General features: G+C 44.5%; 21 protein-coding genes and 3 tRNA genes. 11 read left to right on the top strand and 13 right to left on the bottom strand.

Going from position 1 to position 23,120, the window contains the following annotated elements:
• Position 1 precedes the first annotated feature (1 nt).
• Positions 2-1,276: an efflux RND transporter periplasmic adaptor subunit gene (locus tag H7708_RS03180; protein WP_223669022.1), complete on the bottom strand. Its 1,275-nt coding sequence runs from the start codon at positions 1,274-1,276 to the stop codon at positions 2-4.
• A gap of 198 nt (positions 1,277-1,474) precedes the next feature.
• Positions 1,475-3,514 (bottom strand): S9 family peptidase, encoded by a 2,040-nt coding sequence (locus H7708_RS03175; protein WP_223669021.1) that lies wholly within the window; start codon positions 3,512-3,514, stop codon positions 1,475-1,477.
• Positions 3,515-3,640: 126 nt separating this feature from the next.
• Between H7708_RS03175 and H7708_RS03170 the strand changes: the two genes are divergently transcribed.
• Positions 3,641-3,716: transfer RNA gene (locus tag H7708_RS03170), tRNA-Ala, on the top strand.
• 106 nt (positions 3,717-3,822) lie between these two features.
• Positions 3,823-3,898, top strand: a tRNA-Glu gene (locus H7708_RS03165).
• A 331-nt stretch (positions 3,899-4,229) separates the two neighbouring features.
• Here the strand turns inward: H7708_RS03165 and H7708_RS03160 are convergent.
• Genes H7708_RS03160 through H7708_RS03150 form a run of 3 tightly spaced genes read right to left on the bottom strand, consistent with a single transcriptional unit; the run spans position 4,230 to position 6,796 of the window.
• On the bottom strand, positions 4,230-4,694 hold the full coding sequence (locus H7708_RS03160) for a hypothetical protein (RefSeq protein WP_223669020.1): 465 nt from the start codon (positions 4,692-4,694) through the stop codon (positions 4,230-4,232).
• A gap of 7 nt (positions 4,695-4,701) precedes the next feature.
• The gene (locus tag H7708_RS03155; RefSeq protein WP_223669019.1) at positions 4,702-6,102 is read right to left on the bottom strand and encodes a sensor histidine kinase; all 1,401 of its coding nucleotides are present in this window, start codon (positions 6,100-6,102) and stop codon (positions 4,702-4,704) included.
• Positions 6,095-6,796: a response regulator transcription factor gene (locus tag H7708_RS03150; RefSeq protein WP_223669018.1), complete on the bottom strand. Its 702-nt coding sequence runs from the start codon at positions 6,794-6,796 to the stop codon at positions 6,095-6,097. Before H7708_RS03150 ends, H7708_RS03155 begins: the two co-directional genes overlap by 8 nt.
• A 170-nt stretch (positions 6,797-6,966) precedes the next feature.
• Here H7708_RS03150 and H7708_RS03145 point away from each other — a divergent pair, with 170 nt between their 5' ends.
• From H7708_RS03145 to H7708_RS03120, 6 genes are all read left to right on the top strand, one after another.
• The gene (locus tag H7708_RS03145) at positions 6,967-7,443 is read left to right on the top strand and encodes a Spy/CpxP family protein refolding chaperone (protein WP_223669017.1); all 477 of its coding nucleotides are present in this window, start codon (positions 6,967-6,969) and stop codon (positions 7,441-7,443) included.
• Between the two features lie 220 nt (positions 7,444-7,663).
• Positions 7,664-7,739, top strand: a tRNA-Glu gene (locus H7708_RS03140).
• 851 nt (positions 7,740-8,590) lie between these two features.
• Complete coding sequence (locus tag H7708_RS03135) at positions 8,591-9,199, top strand: hypothetical protein (protein ID WP_223669016.1); 609 nt, start codon at positions 8,591-8,593, stop codon at positions 9,197-9,199.
• Between the two features lie 70 nt (positions 9,200-9,269).
• A complete protein-coding gene (locus H7708_RS03130) occupies positions 9,270-9,653 on the top strand; it encodes a hypothetical protein (protein ID WP_223669015.1) in 384 nt (127 codons plus the stop codon).
• 81 nt (positions 9,654-9,734) lie between these two features.
• Complete coding sequence (locus H7708_RS03125) at positions 9,735-10,019, top strand: hypothetical protein (RefSeq protein WP_223669014.1); 285 nt, start codon at positions 9,735-9,737, stop codon at positions 10,017-10,019.
• A gap of 132 nt (positions 10,020-10,151) precedes the next feature.
• Positions 10,152-10,703, top strand: a complete 552-nt coding sequence (locus H7708_RS03120; RefSeq protein WP_223669013.1) for a nitroreductase family protein — start codon at positions 10,152-10,154, stop codon at positions 10,701-10,703.
• Between the two features lie 15 nt (positions 10,704-10,718).
• On the opposite strand, the gene H7708_RS03115 is transcribed toward H7708_RS03120, so the two are convergent.
• The 4 genes from H7708_RS03115 to H7708_RS13395 all read right to left on the bottom strand — a co-directional run bounded on the left by H7708_RS03115 (position 10,719) and on the right by H7708_RS13395 (position 13,837).
• Entirely contained in the window at positions 10,719-11,873 is a 1,155-nt protein-coding gene (locus tag H7708_RS03115; protein WP_223669012.1) for a C15 family peptidase, read from the bottom strand.
• Positions 11,874-11,876: 3 nt separating this feature from the next.
• The gene (locus H7708_RS03110) at positions 11,877-12,089 is read right to left on the bottom strand and encodes a CBU_0585 family protein (protein WP_223669011.1); all 213 of its coding nucleotides are present in this window, start codon (positions 12,087-12,089) and stop codon (positions 11,877-11,879) included.
• A gap of 91 nt (positions 12,090-12,180) precedes the next feature.
• On the bottom strand, positions 12,181-13,578 hold the full coding sequence (asnS, locus tag H7708_RS03105; RefSeq protein ID WP_223669010.1) for an asparagine--tRNA ligase: 1,398 nt from the start codon (positions 13,576-13,578) through the stop codon (positions 12,181-12,183).
• A gap of 61 nt (positions 13,579-13,639) precedes the next feature.
• Complete coding sequence (locus tag H7708_RS13395) at positions 13,640-13,837, bottom strand: DUF1289 domain-containing protein (protein ID WP_223669009.1); 198 nt, start codon at positions 13,835-13,837, stop codon at positions 13,640-13,642.
• A gap of 208 nt (positions 13,838-14,045) precedes the next feature.
• Between H7708_RS13395 and H7708_RS03095 the strand changes: the two genes are divergently transcribed.
• Complete coding sequence (locus H7708_RS03095) at positions 14,046-14,558, top strand: GAF domain-containing protein (RefSeq protein WP_223669008.1); 513 nt, start codon at positions 14,046-14,048, stop codon at positions 14,556-14,558.
• 40 nt (positions 14,559-14,598) lie between these two features.
• On the opposite strand, the gene H7708_RS03090 is transcribed toward H7708_RS03095, so the two are convergent.
• The 4 genes from H7708_RS03090 to gltA form a co-directional block, all read right to left on the bottom strand.
• Positions 14,599-16,716: a tetratricopeptide repeat protein gene (locus tag H7708_RS03090; RefSeq protein WP_223669007.1), complete on the bottom strand. Its 2,118-nt coding sequence runs from the start codon at positions 16,714-16,716 to the stop codon at positions 14,599-14,601.
• The gene (locus H7708_RS03085) at positions 16,703-19,117 is read right to left on the bottom strand and encodes a sugar-transfer associated ATP-grasp domain-containing protein (RefSeq protein ID WP_223669006.1); all 2,415 of its coding nucleotides are present in this window, start codon (positions 19,115-19,117) and stop codon (positions 16,703-16,705) included. Before H7708_RS03085 ends, H7708_RS03090 begins: the two co-directional genes overlap by 14 nt.
• 292 nt (positions 19,118-19,409) lie before the next feature.
• Entirely contained in the window at positions 19,410-20,495 is a 1,086-nt protein-coding gene (locus H7708_RS03080; protein ID WP_223669005.1) for a tryptophan 2,3-dioxygenase family protein, read from the bottom strand.
• A gap of 287 nt (positions 20,496-20,782) precedes the next feature.
• Positions 20,783-22,078, bottom strand: a complete 1,296-nt coding sequence (gene gltA / locus H7708_RS03075; RefSeq protein WP_223669004.1) for a citrate synthase — start codon at positions 22,076-22,078, stop codon at positions 20,783-20,785.
• 324 nt (positions 22,079-22,402) lie between these two features.
• Between gltA and sdhC the strand changes: the two genes are divergently transcribed.
• Positions 22,403-22,777: a succinate dehydrogenase, cytochrome b556 subunit gene (gene sdhC, locus H7708_RS03070; RefSeq protein ID WP_223669003.1), complete on the top strand. Its 375-nt coding sequence runs from the start codon at positions 22,403-22,405 to the stop codon at positions 22,775-22,777.
• Positions 22,771-23,118: a succinate dehydrogenase, hydrophobic membrane anchor protein gene (gene sdhD / locus H7708_RS03065; RefSeq protein WP_223669002.1), complete on the top strand. Its 348-nt coding sequence runs from the start codon at positions 22,771-22,773 to the stop codon at positions 23,116-23,118. The genes sdhC and sdhD overlap by 7 nt, the downstream gene beginning before the upstream one ends.
• Positions 23,119-23,120 lie beyond the last annotated feature (2 nt).

Raw genomic sequence — 23,120 nt, 5'->3', positions numbered from 1 at the left:
CCTACTGACTAACCGATGCCGTTTTGGCTTTTTTAGCCGCATCGCCATCATCACTTGATGATTGATCGTCTTCTTCATTTTGTTTCGCTAGTTGCTGTTCCTTTTCCTTGGCCGCTTTTTCACGTTCTGCCTGTAATGTGGTTAAGGTCTTAACCTTCATACCATTAACAGGATTCTGTACTGGAGTTGTTATCACTTCCTGGCCATCTTCCAGTCCTTCACTAATAAAAATCGTGTTACTTTCTGTTCGAGCCAGTTTGACTTCAACTAGTTTAATTTCATTCTCGTTAACTAAAGTTAACACTTTATTGCCATAGTATAGGGCTTGCCTTGGCAAGGTGATTAAACCTTCACGCTCAACACCGGCAATTTCAGCCTTAACGAAAGTACCAAAACGAAGCGGTGTTTCTCGGGTCGCCTCAAGTCCGTAAGGGTCGTTGATTTCAGCAACGAGATAGGTCAGTCGGTTATTTTCTTCAACCACACCTTCGGTTCTCACCAGCTTGCCAAACCACTCCTTTTTCTCGCCAGCAAAAATACCGCTTAAGCGCACGTCGGGAAAGGTATTTTTTTGTCCTTGGCGAGGCAGGTTGAGATAAGCCAGCTGTTGATCCGGGATAGGCAGACGCACCTCAGCAATATCGGTTCCATAAAGAGTTGCTACCTGACTTCCTACATTAACAAATTGCCCCAGGCCAACTTGTTTACTTTTGATCAATGCATCAAAGTTTGCCCTGACTTTGGTGCGCTCCAGATCTTGGCGAGCGCGATAAAGCGCGGCTTCTGCCGATTGCACCGCGGCTTTCGCCTGATTTAATTGAGGAAGTTTGAGCACTAAATCCGTTGGTTCGCCACGACCAATTTTCTTCCAGTCCTTGCGAGCCTGTTCAGAAGTAGCCTGTGCATTCTGCAGGGTTGCTTTGGCTTGCGCTAGACTGGCTTCTGCAGAGCGGACGTTAGCAATATAATTTGCAGGATCCACTTCAAGTAGCACATCTCCTTTTTCGACAAAGGAGCCGACACGAAACTTATCAGACACTTTGGTGATACGTCCGTTAACTTCGGCAACCAGATTGGTATTGGTCACTGGTTGCACTGGTCCCTGACTATCAACAATAAATTGAGTTGGTTGCTTTTCAACAGTAATAGTTTCAACTACTGTTGCCTGAACCACGGGTTTCTTTTTTGGTGGTTCTTTTTTTAGAGATGAAAGAAAGCCTATAATGACAACTGCTGCTATTACGATTGCAATTCCTGATACTACTCGTAAGTTCATAAAGCCCCGCCCCGCAAGGTACTGTTAGTACTGTGAAATTTTGATATTAACATTATAGAGCGCGACCAAGCCTAAAACTAATGATTTGTGGTGACAAAAAGTTAGCAAATGTTACAGCCGACACGTCATGACATAAAAAAAGGCGCTAAAAAGCGCCTTTAAATTAACCGGTTACAGAGCTGTTTAATTTATCTATTGTTATTGGTCTAGCCATTGATGTAACCAATCATTGACCACGTGATGCCATTGAATGCTGTTATTGGGTTTTAACACCCAGTGATTTTCATCTTCAAATACCAATAACTGACTCGGTATTCCTTGGCGTTGCAAGGCTGTAAAGGTACCTAAGGACTGAGTCTCAGGAACTCGGAAGTCTTTGGTGCCCTGTACCACCAGCATTGGCGTTTGCCACTTATCGACATGATGCACTGGATTAAACTTCTCGAAGCTTTCTGGCTCCTCGTAGTAAGTGCCACCATTTTCCCACTCGACAAACCACAGCTCTTCGGTAGCATAGTACATCATGCGGTTATCAAAAATACCGTCGTGGTTTACCAGGCACTTAAATTGCTCAGGCCACTTACCCGCAATCCAGTTAATCATATAACCGCCATAAGAGGCGCCGAGGGCACAACTATTATCAGTATCAATAAAGTTGTAAGTCTCATCGATGTACGCCATGCCTTTTTGTAAATCTTCAAACGGCTTGCCACCCCAGTCGCCAGTAATGGAGTCGGTAAACTCCTGCCCGTATCCTGTCGAGCCATGGAAGTCGATCATGACAGCAACAAAACCCTGGCCGGTATAAGTCTGTGGATTCCAGCGGTAGTGGAAGTGATCACCAAAGCTGCCTTGCGGCCCGCCGTGAATTAAAAACGCCAGCGGGTATTTTTTCTTTGGATCAAAGTCCGTAGGTTTCACCACGTATCCATACACGGTTTCATTATTCCATCCCTCAAAGCTGAATTGCTCGTAATCACCAAACTCTAAGTTGGCCATGACTTTTTTATTAACGTGGGTTAGTTGCGATTTTTTGCCAGTCTTTAAATCCATCCGGTATAAATTAGCTGGCTGCTTTAAATCGTCATATTGATAAATCAACTGATCCGAGCCAACACTCACGCCGCCGACATAACCCTTGTGGGTCAATAGAGTGGGTTTGCGGCTCTTTGTATCAAAAGACCATAGTGATTTCTTGCCGATATTATTACCCGTAACGAATAGGGTTTTGCCATCCTGACTGAAATTATAAGACGCAATAGAGCGATCCCAATCTTTGGTAAGGTTAGTCACTTCGCCTGATGCTAAATCTTTAATATGAAGTTGTAACCGATCCGCTTCAAAACCAGGGCGATCCATAGCTAACCAGGCAAGCTTACTGCCATCCGGGCTGAATACGGGCTGGGTATCCCAGGCTTTGTTTTCGACAGTTAAGTTTTTAACTTCACCACCGTTGATAGCTACCTGATAGAGATCAAAGTTTGTCGAGCGGGACTCTTTCTCATCAGCGATACGTAAAGTGAAAACAACCGTCTTACCATCGGGGCTAATGGTGTACTCTTCGGCGCCGCCAAACGGACTCGATGGCACATTGCCATTAAGCGCGTGGGAGAGGGCGGTGACATCAGTTGCCGAGTCGTTATCAAGTTTGGCGCTAAACAGACGACTTTGAGTACCGTCAAGCCAATGATCCCAGTGACGCACAAACGTTTGTTTATACAGTTTCCCCGATGCTTTCTGTTTCTCCTGTTTATCAAAATGTTCTTTGCTGCAGGCAAGTGTTTTACATTCTGGGAATACGGTAGCGCTGAATACCATATGTGTATTATCGGCAGACAACTTAAAGGTATTAATCCCTACTGGGAAGTCCGTAACTTTGCTGATATCGCCTGACTTTAGATCATAGCGATGGAGCTGGTTCGAGCCGCTACGGCTTGATAAGAAATAAATCGACTGACCATTGGCAGACCAGGTTGGTGTCGTATCGGCCGCTTTATGTTTAGTTACCTGAGTTGGCGTGCCACCTTCGGAGGCGATAGTGTATATGTTATACAAGCCTTTATCGGCTTTCAGGTCGGTTGTACGCAGTTGGTAGGCAACCGTTGAGCCGTCGGGTGATAGAGTGGCTCCGCCGACTCGGTTGAGAGTTACCAAGTCTTCAGCGGTAAAGTTTTTAGCTTCCGTTGCGGGAAGCTGGGTAGCTACGAGAGTACCTACGAGTAACGCTAAGTATTTCATATTGATAGGTCAGGCTATTTGTTCGAGTTGTGACAAAACTATACAAAGCTTTCTTTATTAAGTCGATATTTTTACTCAAAATGCAGTTGACAGGATCCGATCTCATGCTAAAATGCGCGCCTGTTTGGGGCTATAGCTCAGCTGGGAGAGCGCTACACTGGCAGTGTAGAGGTCAGCGGTTCGATCCCGCTTAGCTCCACCATTTTGTCTTATTGCTTTGTTGGTTGATTCGTCGTTTGCTAATGCAAACTTCCTTATCAACCGCCGCGCACTAAGAGCAAAAACACATTAGTTTTTAAAAGTTTTGTGTCCCGTTCGTCTAGAGGCCTAGGACACCGCCCTTTCACGGCGGTAACAGGGGTTCGACTCCCCTACGGGATACCATATACAGAAAAAGCCCAGCTACATGCTGGGCTTTTTTGTATCTATAGTTTACGTATGTGAGCTTTTAAACATTTCGATGACCGCCATGGATGGCGGGAATGCCTAAAACGCATGGATGCAGTTTTCGGCCTCCCCAACGGAATAAGTGCAGGAGCAGTTTCTCTGTCTCCCTGAGAAAGATACTAGATCCTGAATCTAGTTCAGGATGACAAGATAAGTGGAACGGAGCAAGGGGCTGCTCCTTGGGTTCGCTGCTCCGACGCGCGGAGTGGTCCCCAACGTGCAGGCAATGTCCCAAACATTTCTTCTGGGTCAGAGCGGGTTAGCTTTCCTAATCCAGCTCTTCGATAAAGCTGCGGGTTTTTTCTCTTAACGTTTTGATCTGTGCGCTGATCTCTTTTTCGGAAGGGGAGCTTCGATTACCCAGGTTGGTATGCTGGAGGCTCCAGGTGGACTTTAGGTTTGTGGCTTGCTGCGAAAATTCTGAAGTTAGCAGCGCAGACAGGTCTTCAATTAGAGCAATATGTCCCCAGCCTTCGATTAAGCTTTTGTCATAGTGGCGTTGCCACTCTTCTGACTGTGTTTCAGGGGCGTTAAAGTGCAGATCATTCGTGATACTTTGTAGTTCACCAAGCTGCAAAATAAGCTCAAAAGCAGCATTGCGATAATTTCGGTTGATCTCGCTGGTAGATGCTCGCCAGGTATTGTAGGTTAAAGCAATGATGGCGATAATGAGACTGAGTATCGCTAAGCTGTTATTTTTCAGTTGTTGGGTGAAGCTTTTATTCACACGCATGTTATCACTATAACTGAGTTGATAGGTTGATGACTACTTTAAGTCCTTGTTTCTGATCGCCTTTAACGCGATTTTCGGCAATTATTGTCCCGCCGTGACGTATAATCGCTTTACTGGCAATAGCGAGTCCTAACCCGGCACCATTGGATTCCTGCATTGCATGTTTGCCGCGGAAGAAGGGTACAAACAGGTGCTCCAACTCATGTTCATCAACCCCGGGCCCCTGGTCTTCAATGGAGACCTGTATGCTACTGGTATCCGAATGAGTTTCAATCCTGACCGTACTGCCCTGAGAACTGTATTTGATGGCATTACGAAGCACGTTATCGAAAGTAAAGCCCAGGAGAATCTCGTCGCCAGTAAGTTGAAGATTATCTTCTATCTGTTGAGAAATAGTGATGTCTTTTTCATTTGCTTCTAAACGGCAGGAGCGAACAATTTGCGATAATAGCTCACTTAAGTCTACCTCCTCCTGCTCAATAGAAACTTCATGATTTTCCAGTTTTGCCAAGCGCAGAACATTGCCAATAATATCATCCAGTTTGTGCAGCTCTCTTTCCGCTCGCTCCAATTGTTTTTGATTATCCTTCGGTGACTTTAACGCCATGGCTAATGACAGTTCAAGACGGGTGAGGGGAGTGCGTAATTCATGCGAAACATCAGCCAATAATCGTTTATAGAGATCAACCATGGCTGATAACTTATGCGCCATATTGTTAAAGTCACTGGCGAGATAACCAATTTCATCCTGTCGCCTGTCGAAGCCTTCTACTCGATGCTGAAGTTCGCCTTCAGCCAAAGCCTGGCTGCTATGACGAAGTTTAGCAATCGGCTTACTAATACCTCGCGCAATAAACCAGCAGGGGACTAATGTGACCAGTCCTAACAGAACAACTTTCAGCCATATCGGCATTTTCCATATCTGTAGCCAAATATGCCCGGAGTGACGATTCTCCGTCATGAGGATAAGCTGGTAGGTATCTTCTCCAATATTAATTAGTTTGGGGCCGATCAGCGTCATTTCCTCCTGCCGAATCTGTAAAGGCTTTGGCTTTAATGCCAGTGAGGATATAACACCGCGGTTTTCTGCGTAGGGAAGGGGGCGGGGGTAACGTAGCTTGCCAGTATTGGCATCTTTTAAAATGATATGCGTGTGTTGAAGTTTTCGTTCCAACTTTTTTGCAACGATCGCAATAGCATAGTGTGATTTTTTTTCTAAAGTCTCAGAGATTTTATGCAGCTGTTTCTTCTGATATTTATCAATCGGGCGTACGCGATCCCATTCAGCCAGTTGCTGGTTAACGAAAAGGATGGTGGCAACAATAAATACAACCGTACCCCAGAAACCTAAAAAAATTCTGCCAAAAAGTGAGTTAAAAGGATTGAGCTTATTTAAAAAACTAGGCATTGCTGGCCAGCTCTTTATGGATGAGTCGATAACCGGAGCCACGGATGGTTTTGATTTCAAGCTCAGATTCGGCCTTAAGCTTCTTGCGCAGATTACTGATATGAACATCAATACTGCGATCGTACTGGACGATGCGTCGCCCGAGAATTTCTTTACTTAACGTGTCCTTGCTCACCAGATCACCAAAATTTTCCAGAAAGAATGCCATGAACTGGTATTCTGTGCCTGTCAGTTCAACTTCTTCACCATTGATGTGAACCATATGAGTATTGTGGTTTATCACCACGGTTCCGGCTTTAAGAATATTGCTTTTCTTTTCTTCTTGAGCGTAATCGAAGCGCCTCAATAACGCTTTCACCCGTGCTAGCAGTTCACGGTGATTAAAAGGCTTCGGCAGGTAATCATCGGCGCCTAACTCAAGGCCAAGGATTTTATCGTAATCTTCACCGCGTGCAGTTAGCATCAGTACGGGTACTTTAGTAAAGCGTCTGAGTTGCTTGAGCGTTTCCAGCCCATCGATACCTGGCATCATAATGTCCAAAAGTACGAGATCGTAGGGCTTTTGCTTACAATAGTTTAAACCGGACTCACCATCAAAAGCCTGATCGCAGGCGAGACTTTCGCTTGAAAGGTACTCCTGCAATAGGCTGGACAGCTCTTTGTCGTCATCAATAATGAGTATTTGCTTGCTCATAATGGGTAATGGTCTCAGTTTTCTATTGTATTTATAGCCGCGTTAACGTTTTGAATAAACTACTTTTACCTAAACTTTACATTGGCTTAGCGTTACTTTGTATTGGTAGGCGTAGACTGCTAATCGTTGAAATTAAATACACACACATAGCAATGAAAAGAGGAAATAGTATGAGCAGTCTAAAGAAACCCCTGACTTATTTATCAATGGTAGCCTTCTTTACTGGCGCCTTAGCTGTCGCACCAGCACAGGCAGGCTCAAAACATAAGCACCATCACCATGGGCATCATCATATCTTAAAGAAACTTGATTTGAGCGAAGAGCAGAAAGCTCAAATTAAAGAAATTAAGATGAATGCTAAAACGGAGAAAAAAGCGCTGTATAAATCCATAAAGGAGTATAAATCAGCACTGAAGGAACTAGTAAAAAGTGACAACTACAGTGAGCAGGCGGTTCGTAGCTTACATGCTCAATACCAATCGGTATTTGCTGATAAAGCTGTACTGAAAGCTAATATGTATAACCAAATTGAGCAGGTACTGACCGATGAGCAGAAAGCAAAGCGAGCTCAAATTAAAGAAAAAATGAAAAAGCACTGGGCTGAAAAGAAAAAGCGCATGAAAGAGCGCCAGTCTGATAGCGAATAAGCTTGATTGAAAGACTATCTACCACCTGGGGACCGCCGGGTGGTAGACTTTTTTGCGTTTGATATTTAAGCAAAGTGATTGATTTTAGAGCAAAAATTAAAAAATACCTAAAAAATAGAAAAAAAGTGCAATTATCTTTTGACAAACGTCCCCGATAACATTATTATTTCGCCCGCGTTTGAGGCATACAGTAAGAAATGCAGCAAACAACAAGTTTTGTGTCCCGTTCGTCTAGAGGCCTAGGACACCGCCCTTTCACGGCGGTAACAGGGGTTCGACTCCCCTACGGGATACCATATAAAGAAAACCCAGCTTTTAGCTGGGTTTTTTATATCTGTATATTTTGTAGTGGAGCCCTTTAACATTTCGATGACCGCCATGGATGGCGGGAATGCCGAAAACGCATGGATGCAGTTTTCGGCCTCCCTGAAGACAGTTTCTAGCTCTTGGGTACGCTGGCCCGAAGGGCGGAGCACAGGACGTGCGGAGTACTCCCCTACGGGATACAAACAAAACCACTGAATCCCGCGGTTTGCCCCTATCTCTTATACACATCTTTAAATAAGTTGATCGTAGCCCGGATAGAGTGTAACGGCATCCGGGGTCTATAATTAAGGCTATTCTTAATGTTCATTTTTTGAACGATCAAACGACCAAAGGAAGTCCCTTTAGGGGAAACGAACCAAAAAAATCGCCCCTGAAAGTTAGGCCCTAAAGGGCAAACCTCATGATTAAAAATTATTGACGTGCCGCAAAACGAAACGTCCATGTTTCGTCTTTGCTAAATTGGGCGTCTCCCTAAAGGGATTTCCTTCGGTCACTTCCCAATTTGCCCGATAATTTTGAATCCTGAGGCTAACTTTTAAGGGGAATATGGGGTGCTAGCCATTAAACTGAGTTTTAAATAGTAACAGCAACTTGGTTTGTGAACTCAGAATTGTGTATGAGAGATAGGGTTAAACCGCGGATGACAATTTTACATCACTTCCCACAACTTCTTGATTTTGCTACTATCCATATAAGCAAAGACGACATTGATGTCCGGTTTGCTGGGTATTAGCCTGAAAAACGGACATTAAAAATAAGCACTTTAAAATCAAAAAGTTATCGGCGTTGTCCGGTAATATAATGTTATGCCTAGGAAAGTATGAAACAGTTACTCGAACTCATAGGAAACGAATTTTGCGATAGTGATGGTTGGTTTCGCATCATAAGCGCGGATTGGACTGCTGATGAATTGCGGTTGGACGTATCCGTCTGTTTATGTGAAGAAAAAGAAACCCAGCTATGGGAGATTTCATGTGAGTCCGTATTTGAGGAGAAATTATCTTCGTATTACTCGGAGATATTGACCCTAAAATCAGATCATTCGCTTCTTTTAAAATTCAAAGAACCTGAAGTAGATGTTGCTTTTTCACAAAATTCAATGTGTCCAGAAGAGTTGTTCGGCATTGTAGCTACAAGCTGCTTCAAATATCTTGGGGAGCAGCCGTTAACCAACTGGATTAATCAGCGAGCATCAAGCAAGGGCATATGTTCTTCAAAGTACGGCATACTTGGCAGATTCCCTCTCTCTGTAGCTAATGAAATAACGGGCCTGCTCAATGGTAAGGATATATCTGTAAATCTATTAGAGCCTCGCCCACCAAAGTACTGGGATGGTGCGCAACACTGTGAGTACCCCGGCAATATCGAGGTTCTTATAATTGGTAATTCATATGTTGTTGGTACCAATTTCAATGCGGTGAGGGCATAACAAGGTGCTGCTAGGGACAAACCTACGCTGCGCTTCGGTTTGCCCCAGAGCACGGCGTTAGCACCTTATGATGGAAGAGCACGTACCATACGAACAAAGAGCTCGACGATCTCCAGATTTCATCGTGGAGTATGAAATTGACTTGGCTGACGAAATTGGAAATGCGAAGCCTGGGCAAGGCATGAGAGTGGACTTTCTTTACGACGGCGATGATCCTCAGACCGATGGGGTTCACATGATTTGGCCAGAAATACTCGATCAGGATGGCTTGGTAATTAGAGATACCACTCCTGGAAATATCCCCAAACGGGGTTGTGCGAATATGTGGGTCGTTGATGAAGATCGCCGGGAGTATCACCATAATAGAATCAAGGTTGGTACCAAAGGTACGTGGTGGCGCGGTGGGCGCGTAGCATATGTAACCGTGGTGCAGGTAAATGAGTTCAAGTGCTAACAATCGCAGGCACGGCGACGTCTTTTCCATTGCGGCTTCGCCTCCATTCCAAAGCCGCGCATGCTGCGGGCGTTAAATGCCATGAAGAACTCTAGGTTCGTGCTTATCTCTGAAACCGGCTACCAGTCGGAACATGATGAAATCCTCAAAGCTGTACTAGAGAGAGGGTTTGAGCTTTTCTGTGCAGTTGGTAAAGATTGTGAGCTTTGGGAAGAGGTAATGGATGAGCTGGCAGTAGGTGATGGAATCGACAGTCGCTATATCACTACCACAAGTCACCCTGGTGAGTCAGAGGAAGAGGTTATTGAGTTTGCTAAATCTTGGATCGGAGAAGGCGAATCTGGCATCGAGATCGTTCGCATTTAACCAGGCAATGTAGCCGACGGCTAAATGCGGCGTTAACTCCTGAAATCCTTGCCGTCACCAACTATTCATTAGCCTATTCTTACCGCATGATGTATCATTCTTCATAAAATTCTAATTGAGAATCATTCACACATGATCGAGTCAATAATCAATCGAGCATCTTGTGGTCGCCTGGAAGCGCCGGCGCCGAGCAAAGAGCACATGGAGCTGATGTTTCAGGCCGCTTTACGCGCGCCGGATCATCGTGGTTTGAAGCCGTGGGAATATATTGTATTTGAAGGGGAAGAGGCTTTAAATCGTCTGGGTGACTATTTGTTGCAGGCGAGCCTGAAGGAACAGCCGGATCTGGGCGAGGAAGCCCAGTTAAAGATTAAAGGCAAGCCACATCGTGCGCCGATGGTGATTGTGGCTGTGGCGAAAGCGCAAAATCATCCAAAAGTTCCTCATATTGAGGAAGTGTTATCTGTTGGAGCAGGGGTACAGAACTTAATTCTTGGCGCTTACGACCTGGGTTATGGCGTTTATTGGCGCACCGGTGGCGTGGCTTATAACGACTATCTGAAAGAACCGCTGGGGCTAGGTTATGAAGACACCATTGTTGGCTTTATTTACCTTGGTACGCCTTCAATAGAATTAAAATCTAAACCAGTTCCTAAGGTTGAGGAGTTTGTGAGGAAGGGCTAGTCCTTCCTCTGCATCTTAAGGGTTAGTCACACCAAGTACTAACATTTCCCTGATTTGCTGAACAATGGCTGCAATAACTTCTTTATCAAATTCTTTAATTCGTGGCGTATGAATATGTCCTGTGGGGACTGTGGTTTCTAATTTATTGCCTAGATTAACGGTGCGGTAGGAAATTTCGTTGGAGAGGTAGCCGCCACCGCCGCCTTCAACGGCTACTGCGCCATTCAGTTCTTCTAAATTGTTTGGCTTAAATGTTTTTTCGAGCGTAGTCACTTCACGGTTGTCGTTAATTTTGTATGGCCCCTTGGCTTGCATCATGGCTTGGTAGGGCAGCGAAAACTCAACAAACTCAGGGCCTTGAAGTGGTTTTTCGCCTAATTTCGGTATCACGGGGCTTTCAGCAGAGCCGCCAGAATAGAGATTGTTATTATCGGGAGCTGGTGCGGAGCGACGACGCCCCGGGAAGTGTTCCAGATCGAAATTTTCACGGCCCATGCTGATGGTGGCGAGCAGATTAATACTGTTATTTTTAAGATAAGGTTTGACGACTTTTTCGACAATGCCATCATCAAAGTCCTGATAACGCACAGGGAACATGGCCGCCTGAATCTCAATGGTTTTGCCATTGTGTTCAATCACCTGATTATCGAGGCGTAACGCTGCAACGCCGGACGGATTGCTTTGCTTGATATTGCGATCCAGCAGGAAAGGATCAAAACCAGTGATCAGGATTTTAATATCCGAATCACTGCTGAACTGAATATCGCTATAGCCGCGAGAAGCTTGCTCGGCGACTGCCACCAGTTGTTGGACTTGTAACGGAGTGAAACCGACGGATTCGCCGCGAAGTCTTAAGGTTTTAGTTAGCTTCAATCGGGCCCAATACAGGGCGCGATCATCATAGCTTGAACCGGACTGTTGCAAGTCGTTCACTGCGGTATGCCATAATTTTGACGCGTATCGATGGGTAAGCGACTTTGCTTGCTGAAAACTGTTTGCTTGTAGAAACTGTTCTTCAAAGGGGGTGATATGCTCATTGTAACGATGAACAATTTTCGGCATTTCATCGTCTGCTTTAAACAGACGAATTTCTTCAACAGTAATTTCTATGGATGCATGAGAGCTTAAAGCCGCCATTGCCAAGCCTGCTGCGGCTAACAGTTTTTTCATATGCTAAAAACCTTTCCAAATTTTGGATTTTTTCTCTTCGTAATCCGGGTTATCTCGTTTTTCGTTGATGTCGTCGTATTTTTTACGTTCAGCTTGGCGGGCAGGGGAGTCGGGATGGATGGTTTCGTCCAGTTCTTCTAAGAATTGGGTAATCTCGCTTTTATAACCCGACTTGGTGACGGATTTTTGTTTTTTTTGCTTCTTTTCGGTACTCATATAGAAGGCTCCCGGTTGGTCTAAGACGACTATATCAGCATATAAAAAAGGCTGCAAAAGTGCAGCCTTTAATTTGTTACTTAATGTATCTTTAGAATTTAACGTTATTCGGTACCCGAGGGAACGGAATCACATCGCGAATGTTTGAAACACCAGTCACATAAGATACGCAGCGATCGAAACCAAGACCAAAACCAGCGTGTGGTACTGTACCGTAGCGACGCAGGTCTCGGTACCACCAGTAATGCTCGGCAGGTAGGCCCATCTCTTTGATACGCTTATCCAATACGTCCAGACGTTCTTCACGTTGAGCTCCGCCGATGATTTCGCCAATGCCCGGCGCCAACACGTCCATCGCGGCAACGGTTTTCTCGTCATCATTTAAGCGCATATAGAAGGCTTTGATGTCTTTAGGGTAGTTCATGACCACCGTTGGACGACCAACATGCTCTTCAGCGATGAATCGCTCGTGCTCTGACTGTAAATCAATTCCCCATTCGACAGGGAATTCGAATTTCTTGCCAGATTTTTTCAGAATATCGATAACGTCTGTGTAGTCCAGACGCTCAAACTTATTATCAATAACATTGCGTAGACGGTTAATACATTCACCGTCAACACGTTGCTGGAAGAAGGCCATATCATCTTCTCGCTCATTCAACACGGCCTCAAAAACATAACGCATCATTTTTTCAGCCAGATCGGCGTTGTCATTTAAATCGGCAAACGCAATTTCTGGCTCGACCATCCAGAATTCTGCCAGATGGCGGCTGGTGTTTGAATTTTCGGCGCGGAAGGTTGGGCCAAAGGTGTAAACCTTAGACATTGCCATTGCGTACGCTTCAACATTCAGCTGCCCTGATACTGTCAAGAACGCTTCGGAGCCAAAGAAGTCTTTACTGTAGTCAATGTTACCTTTGTCGTCTTTTGGCAGGTTCATCTGATCCAGAGTGCTGACACGGAACATTTCACCAGCACCTTCGGCATCAGAGGCCGTGATAATCGGCGTGTGGATCCAGTTAAAGCCGTTCTCGTGGAAGAAGCGGTGGATTGCCTGCGCAATTGAGTTACGAACACGCGTTACAGCGCCAGTGATATTGGTTCGAGGGCGCAAGTGTGCGTTATCACGCAAGAACTCCATGCTGTGGCGTTTGGGTTGCATTGGGTAGGTGTCGGGATCATCAACCCAGCCGACGACTTCGACTTGGGTCGCCTGAATTTCAAAGGATTGGCCTTTACCCTGAGACTCAACCAGCTTGCCCGTAATTTTTACAGCACAGCCTGCCGTAAGCTTAATAACCTCTGAGTTATAATTCTCAATATTATTGTCGACCACGGCTTGGATAGGATTGAAACAGCTGCCATCATGTAGGTTTATGAATGACAATCCAGCTTTTGAGTCGCGACGTGTGCGAACCCAACCTTGAACGGTGACTTCTTCACCAATGCCTGGTTTTCCCGCAAGGGCATCGACAATAGTTACTAGCATAGCGTTAAGCTCCAAATTAGGCTTATTGTTGGTTGTGGTTAAAAAAAGAAAGGGTATTGTATTAGAACTTTAATTTTCCTTCCATTTTTAGACGGAAATTGACCGCTTTTTTTTGATTATCGGTGTAGGTATGCCAATTTAAGACTTCGTCAAAGGTTCTGCCACAGCCACGACATACTTCATCTCCTAGAACCGTACTACATGTTCCGATGCAAGGGGAAGCAGTGGGGCTGCGTTTGCCTTTAGTGGAAATTGACACTTCTCTTAACTCCTAAAACTCAATAAAGCTTACAATACACGTCTTATGGTACCGTGACATTTATCGTATTGCTAGTGGTGTTTATTCTAATTTGCCACAATATCTAGTTATTCTAAAGAGTTATATAGATGCTCATAGATTCTTCTTGTCAAGGCATACATTCTAAGCTACTGTACGCAAAATTATCTATTTAAACGTCTAAAAGGCCATGTTTGAGCTCGATCCAAGTCAAATTGAAGAGTACAGCCGTAATAAACCCGAATACTATCGCCAGCTAGCCCTGCAACTGGAGTCACTGCTGGGCGAAGATAGCAATATGGTTACCAACATGGCGCAAACCTCGGCATTTATCTTTCAGATGCTGCCTGATTTAAATTGGGCTGGGTTCTATCTGGCTAACCCAGAAAAGAGCAACAGTCTTATTTTGGGACCTTATCAGGGCAAGGTGGCCTGTGTGCATATTCCGTTTGGACGTGGGGTCTGCGGCACAGCTGCACAGATACAAGAAACACAGCTGGTTGAGGACGTAGAGCAGTTTGAGGGGCACATTGCCTGTGATGCCGCTTCACAAAGCGAAGTAGTGGTGCCGTTGGTGGTAGACGGCGAGCTCAAAGGGGTGCTAGATATTGATAGTCCTAAAAAAGAGCGTTTTGATACTGAAGATGCCGCAGGCTTCGAATTACTGGCTGACGTTTTTCTAAAAAGTAGTTCGTTGATATAAGAAAAGCCACTGTGAGCAGTGGCTTTTCTTAGGCTAGGACTTAGCCGCCTTTCTTACTATCATCCTGAGCAGGGTTTTTACTGTCGTCCTCAGGTTTATCTTTTGGGGCGCTGTCTTTATCATTCTTATCCTTAGACTCTGAATCAGCTGTGTCTTCGGTTTCATTTTTATCTTGCTCTTTGCCCTTACCTTCACCTGAACTCTCTTCAGTATTTTCGACCAGAGACTCATATTCCTTGATTAATGCCTTGGCACCTTGGTTGTCTTCATCCAGTTTAACGATATTTTTAGCCTCGTTGACACATTCAGCGTACTTTCGGGCATCGCATAACAGAATGGCTCTGAGCTGTCGTGCATCAATATAAGATGAGTCTCGCTCAAGCAAGTCGTCAAGGATGAGCAGGCTTTGTCGGTCATTGCCCAGCTCAGACTCCAGTTTTGCCAGCTCGTAGGCTGAATGCAGGTTCTTGTCGTCCAGCTCGAAGGCCTGAGTATAAGCCTCTCTCGCCAGATCGTACTGCGCCAGCTCCTGGTGTACCCGTGCCTTGAGCTCATAGGCAGCGATGAATTTCTGGTGCTGCTCGATAAGTATATTAACAACGGCTAAGGCTTGTTTATAGCGTTCAAACTCGAACAGTGACTGTGCATAAATAAAGGCGATACGACGGCTTTCGGGGTAAATATTATAAGCATGTTTCAGGCTCTGGAAACCGGTCGTAATCTGCTCGTTCTTCAGCTCAACCTGACCGTTAATCAGGTGAGCTTCTGCGCTATTGGGTTGGTTATCTGCTATCTTTGTGGCGAATGTTTGAGCTTCTTTATACTGTTCCTGTTGATACAGTGCACGGGTATATTCGAGCTGGCTGGGCCAGCCGACAAGAGGGTGTTCAAATAAATCCTTATCAAAGGATTTGATAATGGACTTATCTTCTTGAATCACGGCCAGCTTGAGTTTTAAATACTTAAACAATTCATCGTGCTTGAAGTTTTTTTCGTCGTTGATTTCATCAATAACTGACTCAGCGGCATCGTACTTTTCATTACTCAGGGCCTTGAGCAGCTCAATTAATAACTCTTCATCATCGTTTGACTGACGAATGGAATTTAGTGATTTATCGGCGGCTTCCAGATCACCAGCAGCCAGATAGTTAATGCTTTGCATCAAAGCCGTTTCGACCAGGTCGCTAGAACGTTTGCGAGCCTCCGCATAGTCTTTAGCTGCATCGGCAAACATTAGCTCTGAGAACAGATAGTTGCCCCGTTTCAGCGCTGATTTATAACGGTTAGGGGCGAGCGAAATCGACTTTTGGTAAGTTTCGAGAACTTCCTTCTGCGAAAACTTCGGTAGCTCCTGTTGGGCTTCCGCCAGTTTTAGCCAGGTCGTGCTGTTATTGGGCTGGTACTCAATCGCTTTTTTAAAACTCTTGACTGCATCTTCGTATTGCCCAAGTTCATAATAAGCCGTACCTAAATTACGGTAGGACTTCGATTTGCGGCGGCCACTGGTTGTGCTGATGGCATATTTAAAAGCTTTTACGGCTTTTTCATATTGCTTATCATCCAGTAGCAATAAGCCATAGTTAATAGCGCTTGCCTGATGATGGGGGAAGCGTTCAAGTTGTCCTTGATAGGCTTTTATCGCCTTATCAATTTCGTCATCTTTGGTTAGCGCCAGAGCATAATAAAAGCCAGGACGTTCTTTATGGCGAGTGCTCCTTGGTAATTTACCAAGGATTTTATGAGTGCGCTCGTAATCACCTTTGGCAAACAGCTTTAAAGCTGCTTTAAAGAGAACTTTATTTTTATCTTTCTCACTAAAGCCTTTTAGTGGTTCGATGCGGTGAATGCGCCACAATACCTTCTTATAAACGTCTGTTTTAGACAGTACTAAGGTGGTTTCTTTAATCAGCTCTTCAGTGATACTTTTGTTGTCAGAATTGTCGTCGACCTGAGGCGCAGGTATATCAAATTCATCATTATCACTACCAGAGTCAACGCTTTCGCTTGGGCTGTCATCAACATCGATCTGAATTAAGGTTCCCTCATTAATCACTTCGCGCTCGTTGCGCTCTACGATAACTAAAACAATGGTTAACAGAAGGGCGATAAGGCACAACGCAGGTGCCGAAAGCCCTTTATTGTATTTAGATGAGATCACGTGCTGTCTCCATTTCTCCAGAGAAACCTTTGTGCTGGACGTTCTGTATTTCAAGGCCTGGTCGACCATTGACTTCCAACACCATGGGGCCAAGTTTTTCATCGATACAGATATCCACCCCGATATAACCTAACGGGATAGCTTTTTGTGAGTTCTGTGCAATTTCTTTGATCTTATTCCAGAATGGAACCTGATGACCGATTAATTCGGCTCCAGAGTCTGGGTGATGCTCGAGCTCTTTACCTTTGAAACTACATTTTGTGGTTTTGCCACTTTCGATATCAACGCTTAGGCCGATGGCACCCTGGTGCAGGTTGGCTTTACCCTCAGATAGTTTGGTTGGAACCCGCAGCATGCAGCTGATAATTTTCTGGTTGCAAAGAATAACGCGGATGTCACTTAATCCAAGGTCTGCAATTTCAGAAATACGGTGGTGCTCGATAAGAAGCGGCTCGATATAGGCAGTGTCCGGCGCGCCATCTTGAGCAAAGTTACCCGTGATAATTTCAGAGACGTGATAACGGATATCCATCAGACTTAAGTGCTTGCCAGAAGCGGTAATGAAAGTACCTTCGTCATTGTCAACGATAACGAGAATACCATTACCCTGTGAGCCTCGGTTAGGTTTTACCACAAAACTCTTAAAGTCTTCCAAGTGTTCTACAAACGAATCAAGATCTCTAAAGCTGTCGCACATATCTAATGTTTGTGGGACTGGAACACCTTCCTGTAGTAAGACTTTTTTGGTTTCAATCTTATCAATCGCCAGCTGTAGAAGCTTGCGTTCGTTTAGTTTGTAGACATATTCACGGTTACGCTTATTGATACCAAGCGTATTGTTCTGGGTGTTGATCTTCTTGAAGCGCATGTATTCTGAAATACGGAGTCCGGTCCATTGACCGATAAATATCTGAGCGGCCATTACCAGTAGCAGACTTTCGGGGTACAAGGCGAAGAAACTTTGTAGCGTAATGGATGAGAAGGCCAGATAGCACACTGAAATCATGATAATGCTACCGAAAGCAGTAATGAAGAGCTCCCGCCAATTGTTATCCTGTGACATATTGCTGAGGCGCTCAGCAATGAAGGAAATAATCACAACCGGGAAAAGGGTCATCATGCCCATCTGCAAAGGGGTTTGCTCGCCCAGCACCATAAAAATGGCAATGAACAGCATGGTATTCAGGGTAATAATTGCAGCCAGTCGTGGAATTTTCAGTAACTTATGCCGTTCAAAGAAAATCTGTCCGAGCCAGGCTGTCATCAGTACACCGATAAAGCCACCAAGCCCCATCCAGAAGCCGGTATAAATACAGGCCGCCGACACCAACATTGGCATGAAAATACCAAAGGTTTTAATGCCTAGAATATTTCTGGCAAAAGAAATGAGCAGGGCAACAAGAGGGAATAATAAGAATATTCCAGCGGTTTTATTTTCGATCCCCAGTTTAGCCAGCAAGGAAGCTGCATTGAAAAATGCTCCTTCGTCATTATCAAAGCGCAATAGCGGGGCGGCGATATGTTCTCGTCTAATATCAAACAAATAATCGAAGTTGATATTACGCGTGTGGCTGAACAACGCCTGATCGTCGATATACAGCTCTAAATAGTGGTGCGGGATATGGGCAAAGTAATCATTTAACGGATCAAAGGGGACCCAGTGGCCCTGGATATAGGCTTCGACCCATTGGTGGGATGTCTTTTTCTTTGTCGTTTCAAGAATGACGCCGCCAACAAGCCGGGTCGGGATGCCATTTAAACGGGCTAAGGCTGCGAAAAGACGGCTCTTTCCGTTACAGCTGGCACGCTTTAAGATCATGGTAGTTATGGCATCGGTCGTACCTTTAAATGGAGCGCCCTCAATCTCGTTATAGGTGTAATCATGAATCGCCTCGAGCGTAGCTAACAGTTTGCGCTCTTTCGGCTGAATATTCATCCATAGTTCTAGGATTCTAGGATCATTAACCTGGATAAACTCAGTCGGTTCAAGCCAACGCTTTAAATGAGGTGGATAATCGGTGGGAATATCCAGTTCAGGATCAATGTCATACTTCTGCTCACGCGATGAGATAATAGCGTTATAGCGAATGGGGGTAGTCGAGAAGCCTGTCCAGATACCCTGGCGACCAATCAGTGATTCATCGTTGGTAAACTCTAAAGTGCCTGACTGAAGTGTCTCATTGATAACCTCCTGACGGTCGTTAGTCAGAGGTAAATATGTCCGAGTAACGATGTCTTCGTTAGCGGCATCAAAGGACATGGTCAGCGAGTAGCGATGCAATAGCTCTGCACCCAGCTGCTTCATATGCGATGGTTGCCACCAGAAATGTAACGCCAGCAGGGTAAGCCCTAAGAAAGCAAACCACACTGAAGGCTTATTTAATCGTCGAAATATACTCATTCACAAATAGCCATAGGTTGGCTAGTCAGCAGGAGCTTCCTTTTACCTTTCCACTAGCACGGTGTAAATTTAAATGTGGCGCAATTTTAAAGCATTAGAGCTTTATGAATGTGAAAAGCCTCACAAGTTATCAACCGTAAAAAAGTTAAAACTCCATAAATATGCTGTTAAATTGCCTCGAAAACCATGCTTTGATGCCTTATCGGGCAAAGAGTTCCATTTTACACTATATTTTTTGATTTTATCGGAATTAAGCCCCGAGCTTCCTCGGGGCTGGCATTTTAGCGTACTGTTAGAGGTTAAAGTTAACAGCTTTAATTACTTCCGGAGGTAGCTCAGGTAAAGATGAGCGCGGGATAAGGAATGTGGTTAGGTTGAATAAGTCCCTGAAAAAACGATTATTTTGTGTTGTTTGTTTTAAGTAATCGTGACCTGACGAGCCGCCTGTACCGATTTTCGTACCCAGCATGCGATGGACCATAGTGGTATGACGGTAGCGCCAGGTCGTGAAGTTTTCGTCGATTTCGACCAAGCCTTGTAACAAGCGGAAGGGTGAATTTAGCATCGGTTGTTCACGGTATAAGTTGATGAACAGGGCGCTTAAGGTTGCTTCCTGACTCAAACGGAAACGGCCTTGCTGTTTCAGTTCATCGTATTTTTCTTTATCAAACAAAGCGTCGAAGTTAGCGCGGGTATTCGCCAGGTCATTCAACTGGAAGGTTTTTTCGGCATCCGTCAGATAGTCAGCCTCTTTTATAACCTTTTCATCATGTGCCAGCATGGTTTCTACGGCATCTTTGTACATCTGCCAGAATTTGAAGTCACCAAACTCCAGGAAAGGCATGCGTTCAAGCCAGTTTTCAATGGCATCGAATAGGCTGGGTTGCTCTTCCAGATCCATCAGGTAGTGACGATCTTTTTCATTCAAGCGGTTATAGAATGATTTTTTGTCAAAATTGATACGGAACTCTGACTTTAAGCCCAACAATATTTCGAGCTCTTTAAACTGAATACTTTGAAAACCAGAGGCCGGGATCAGGTAATCGCGGAAGTCAAGGAAGTCCAACGGTGTCATGGTTTCCAGAATATCAATTTGATCCACCAGAACTTCCTGAATACGGTGAATACGTTCAATCCGTAAGTTAACTGTACTCAGCCTATCTTCAGTCACGTGATCTTGCGAAAGTACCGGTAAAATTGCGTGGATTTCATGCAAAATCTGTTTAAACCAGAGTTCGTAGGCTTGGTGTACGATGATGAAAAGGGTTTCATCGTGTGCTTCGGCGCCGTATTTTTTGCTTTCCGGATGCTGTGCATCCAGCAACTTATCCAGTTGTAAATAATCTGAGTAATAACAGGGTTTAACGTTCTTTTGCATATTCCACCAGCATTAAATCAATCGATTATGAATTATTGTTTATTTCTTAAAACCATAGTTTAGAGTGCTAAGCTAAAACGAGACAAGGTGGGCTGAAATTTTTATGAGGCGTTTAGCTTTACTGAATAACGAATAAAAAATTTCAATGACCGACGATGTATCGTTGACGACTAGCGCTATAAATAAAAAAGGAGTGACGTCACAAACGCCACTCCTTTCCGATTATAGACATTTCAAAAAAATAATGTCAGCAAAGATTTTAACTTTTTTGAGCTAAACCTGATCTCTTATTTTCTTGAGTTGATATCTACATAATCACGTGCTTTTTCACCAGTATACAACTGACGTGGGCGACCAATCTTACGGCTTGATTCGCCCATCATTTCGTTCCACTGTGATACCCAGCCAACAGTACGTGATAATGCAAAGATGACGGTGAACATGTTAGTTGGAATACCGATGGCATCAAGAATAACACCCGAGTAGAAATCAACGTTAGGATAAAGTTTCTTCTCTACGAAGTAAGGATCTTCCAGTGCGATTTTTTCCAGCTCAAGAGCTACCTTGAACGTTGGATCATCATGTTTACCTAAAAGCTCTAACACTTCGTGTGCACTTTCACGCATTACCTTTGCGCGTGGGTCGAAGTTCTTATAAACACGGTGACCGAAGCCCATCAGGCGGAACGGATCGTCTTTATCTTTTGCACGCTTAACATATTCAGGAATGTTTTCAACATCACCAATTTCACGCAACATGTTCAAGCAGGCTTCGTTCGCGCCGCCGTGCGCTGGTCCCCAAAGACAGGCGATACCAGATGCGATGGCTGCGAAGGGGTTAGCGCCAGATGAACCTGCTAAACGTACCGTTGATGTTGAAGCATTTTGCTCGTGATCAGCATGCAATACAAAGATGCGATCCATAGCTTTTACTAATACCGGATCTGGTTTCCAGTTCTTTTCTGATGGCATGCTGAACATCATGTTCAGGAAGTTTTCAGCCAGGCTCATATCGTTGTTTGGATAAACGAAAGGATGGCCGACTGAATAGCGGTAGCACATGGCCGCGATAGTTGGCACTTTAGAAATAAGACGCAGTGCGCTGATATCACGGTGCTTCGGATTATTAATGTCTAATGAGTCGTGGTAGAACGCAGATAGGGCGCCTACTACTGATACCATGATGGCCATTGGGTGAGCGTCACGGCGGAAGCCGTTAAAGAAGCTCATCATTTGCTCGTGAACCATGGTGTGATTATTAATTTTAGCGACGAATTCTTCGTATTGCTCTTTACTCGGTAGCTCGCCATTGAGTAATAAATAGGCAACTTCTTCAAAGTTAGAGTTATCCGCTAGCTGTTCGATTGGATAACCGCGATAAAGTAGCTGTCCTTTGGCGCCGTCGATATAAGTGATTTTTGATTCACAGGCACCAGTAGATACATAGCCCGGGTCGTAAGTGAAATAACCCGCTTTCCCTAATGCACCAACGGCAACGACATCTTTACCTAGACTTGGTGACAGTACGTCCAGGGTGAGTTCTTCGCCATTTGGTAGGCTAAGTTTAGCTGTTTTATCCGACATATAGTCTCCTCGGGACAATAAATTGCTTACTTTTTAATCTAAAAGCTAGAGAGGCCACACATTCTACAAAATTTTGAATCATTTTCATAAATTAATTTTATGATGTTTTCTATTAAGGCATAAGATTTAGCAATGACCCCAAATTTGGTAGGTGAAATAATTGTAATCGGCGACAAGCACTTATATAATTTCGTCTGAACTATGTATCACCTCAAGGGGAGTTCGTCAGGTATATTTTTCTGGGTCGAACACTATTACCAAAATCCTGACGGAAACATAAACTCACGCCTTCTTCGGCCAAGGCAATAATTTAAAAGATACGTTGTGATTAAAAAGAGACCTAAAAACTTAGACCTTACTACGGTAAGTTTTCCTGTGCCTGCAATATCGTCAATCTTGCATCGTATTACAGGTGTTGTTCTATTCATCGCTGTGCCTATTCTTCTATGGATGCTGCAAAAATCGCTTGATAGCGCCGGCTATGCCGAGCTTCAAGCCATGTTTTCAGAATCCTTCTTATGGCAGCTCATCCTTTGGGCGATTCTAACCTCTGTTGCTTACCACGTCATAGCAGGTGTTCGTCACTTGTTAATGGACCTGGGCATTGGTGAATCACTTAAAGGTGGCCGACGTGGCGCTTGGAGCGTGTTGATTCTTTCTGTCATCTCAGCAGTATTATTAGGAGTATGGGTATGGTAACTACCGTTACGAGTTTGGGCCGTTCTGGTCTACACGATTGGGTGTTGCAGCGCCTTTCTGCGGTAATCATGTTGGCCTACGTCATTTACTTGGGCTACTTCTTTGCAACAACACCAGAAATTACGTTCGCTGCCTGGCAAGGTCTGTTCGCTAGCACTTTCATGAAGGTGTTTTCGTTCCTGGCCCTGTTGTCGGTTGTGATTCATGCCTGGGTTGGCTTGTGGATTGTGTCGACAGACTATATGCCAAAAGTTAGCATCCGTATCGCATTCCAGGCGATTGTTATTGTGATATGTCTTTCACTTATCGTGTGGGGCATCCAGATATTGTGGAGCTTATAAAG

This window comes from Kangiella shandongensis, assembly GCF_020005365.1.
In the GTDB taxonomy this organism is placed as follows: Bacteria; Pseudomonadota; Gammaproteobacteria; order Enterobacterales; family Kangiellaceae; genus Kangiella; species Kangiella shandongensis.
Note: the sequence above shows the minus strand (reverse complement) of the source record. Positions and strands in the feature narration are given on the sequence as shown.

Bases quoted from the DNA above. Each gene is read 5' to 3' on its own strand.
- H7708_RS03180 (WP_223669022.1), bottom strand. From the start codon at position 1,276: ATGAACTTACGAGTAGTATCAGGAATTGCAATCGTAATAGCAGCAGTT.
- H7708_RS03110 (WP_223669011.1), bottom strand. From the start codon at position 12,089: ATGAGTACCGAAAAGAAGCAAAAAAAACAAAAATCCGTCACCAAGTCG.
- H7708_RS03135 (WP_223669016.1), top strand. From the start codon at position 8,591: ATGAAACAGTTACTCGAACTCATAGGAAACGAATTTTGCGATAGTGAT.
- H7708_RS03155 (WP_223669019.1), bottom strand. From the start codon at position 6,102: ATGCCTAGTTTTTTAAATAAGCTCAATCCTTTTAACTCACTTTTTGGC.
- H7708_RS03120 (WP_223669013.1), top strand. From the start codon at position 10,152: ATGATCGAGTCAATAATCAATCGAGCATCTTGTGGTCGCCTGGAAGCG.
- H7708_RS03160 (WP_223669020.1), bottom strand. From the start codon at position 4,694: ATGCGTGTGAATAAAAGCTTCACCCAACAACTGAAAAATAACAGCTTA.
- H7708_RS03145 (WP_223669017.1), top strand. From the start codon at position 6,967: ATGAGCAGTCTAAAGAAACCCCTGACTTATTTATCAATGGTAGCCTTC.
- sdhD (WP_223669002.1), top strand. From the start codon at position 22,771: ATGGTAACTACCGTTACGAGTTTGGGCCGTTCTGGTCTACACGATTGG.
- H7708_RS03125 (WP_223669014.1), top strand. From the start codon at position 9,735: ATGAAGAACTCTAGGTTCGTGCTTATCTCTGAAACCGGCTACCAGTCG.
- H7708_RS03115 (WP_223669012.1), bottom strand. From the start codon at position 11,873: ATGAAAAAACTGTTAGCCGCAGCAGGCTTGGCAATGGCGGCTTTAAGC.
- H7708_RS03130 (WP_223669015.1), top strand. From the start codon at position 9,270: ATGGAAGAGCACGTACCATACGAACAAAGAGCTCGACGATCTCCAGAT.
- asnS (WP_223669010.1), bottom strand. From the start codon at position 13,578: ATGCTAGTAACTATTGTCGATGCCCTTGCGGGAAAACCAGGCATTGGT.
- H7708_RS03175 (WP_223669021.1), bottom strand. From the start codon at position 3,514: ATGAAATACTTAGCGTTACTCGTAGGTACTCTCGTAGCTACCCAGCTT.
- H7708_RS03085 (WP_223669006.1), bottom strand. From the start codon at position 19,117: ATGAGTATATTTCGACGATTAAATAAGCCTTCAGTGTGGTTTGCTTTC.
- H7708_RS03150 (WP_223669018.1), bottom strand. From the start codon at position 6,796: ATGAGCAAGCAAATACTCATTATTGATGACGACAAAGAGCTGTCCAGC.
- gltA (WP_223669004.1), bottom strand. From the start codon at position 22,078: ATGTCGGATAAAACAGCTAAACTTAGCCTACCAAATGGCGAAGAACTC.
- H7708_RS03095 (WP_223669008.1), top strand. From the start codon at position 14,046: ATGTTTGAGCTCGATCCAAGTCAAATTGAAGAGTACAGCCGTAATAAA.
- H7708_RS03080 (WP_223669005.1), bottom strand. From the start codon at position 20,495: ATGCAAAAGAACGTTAAACCCTGTTATTACTCAGATTATTTACAACTG.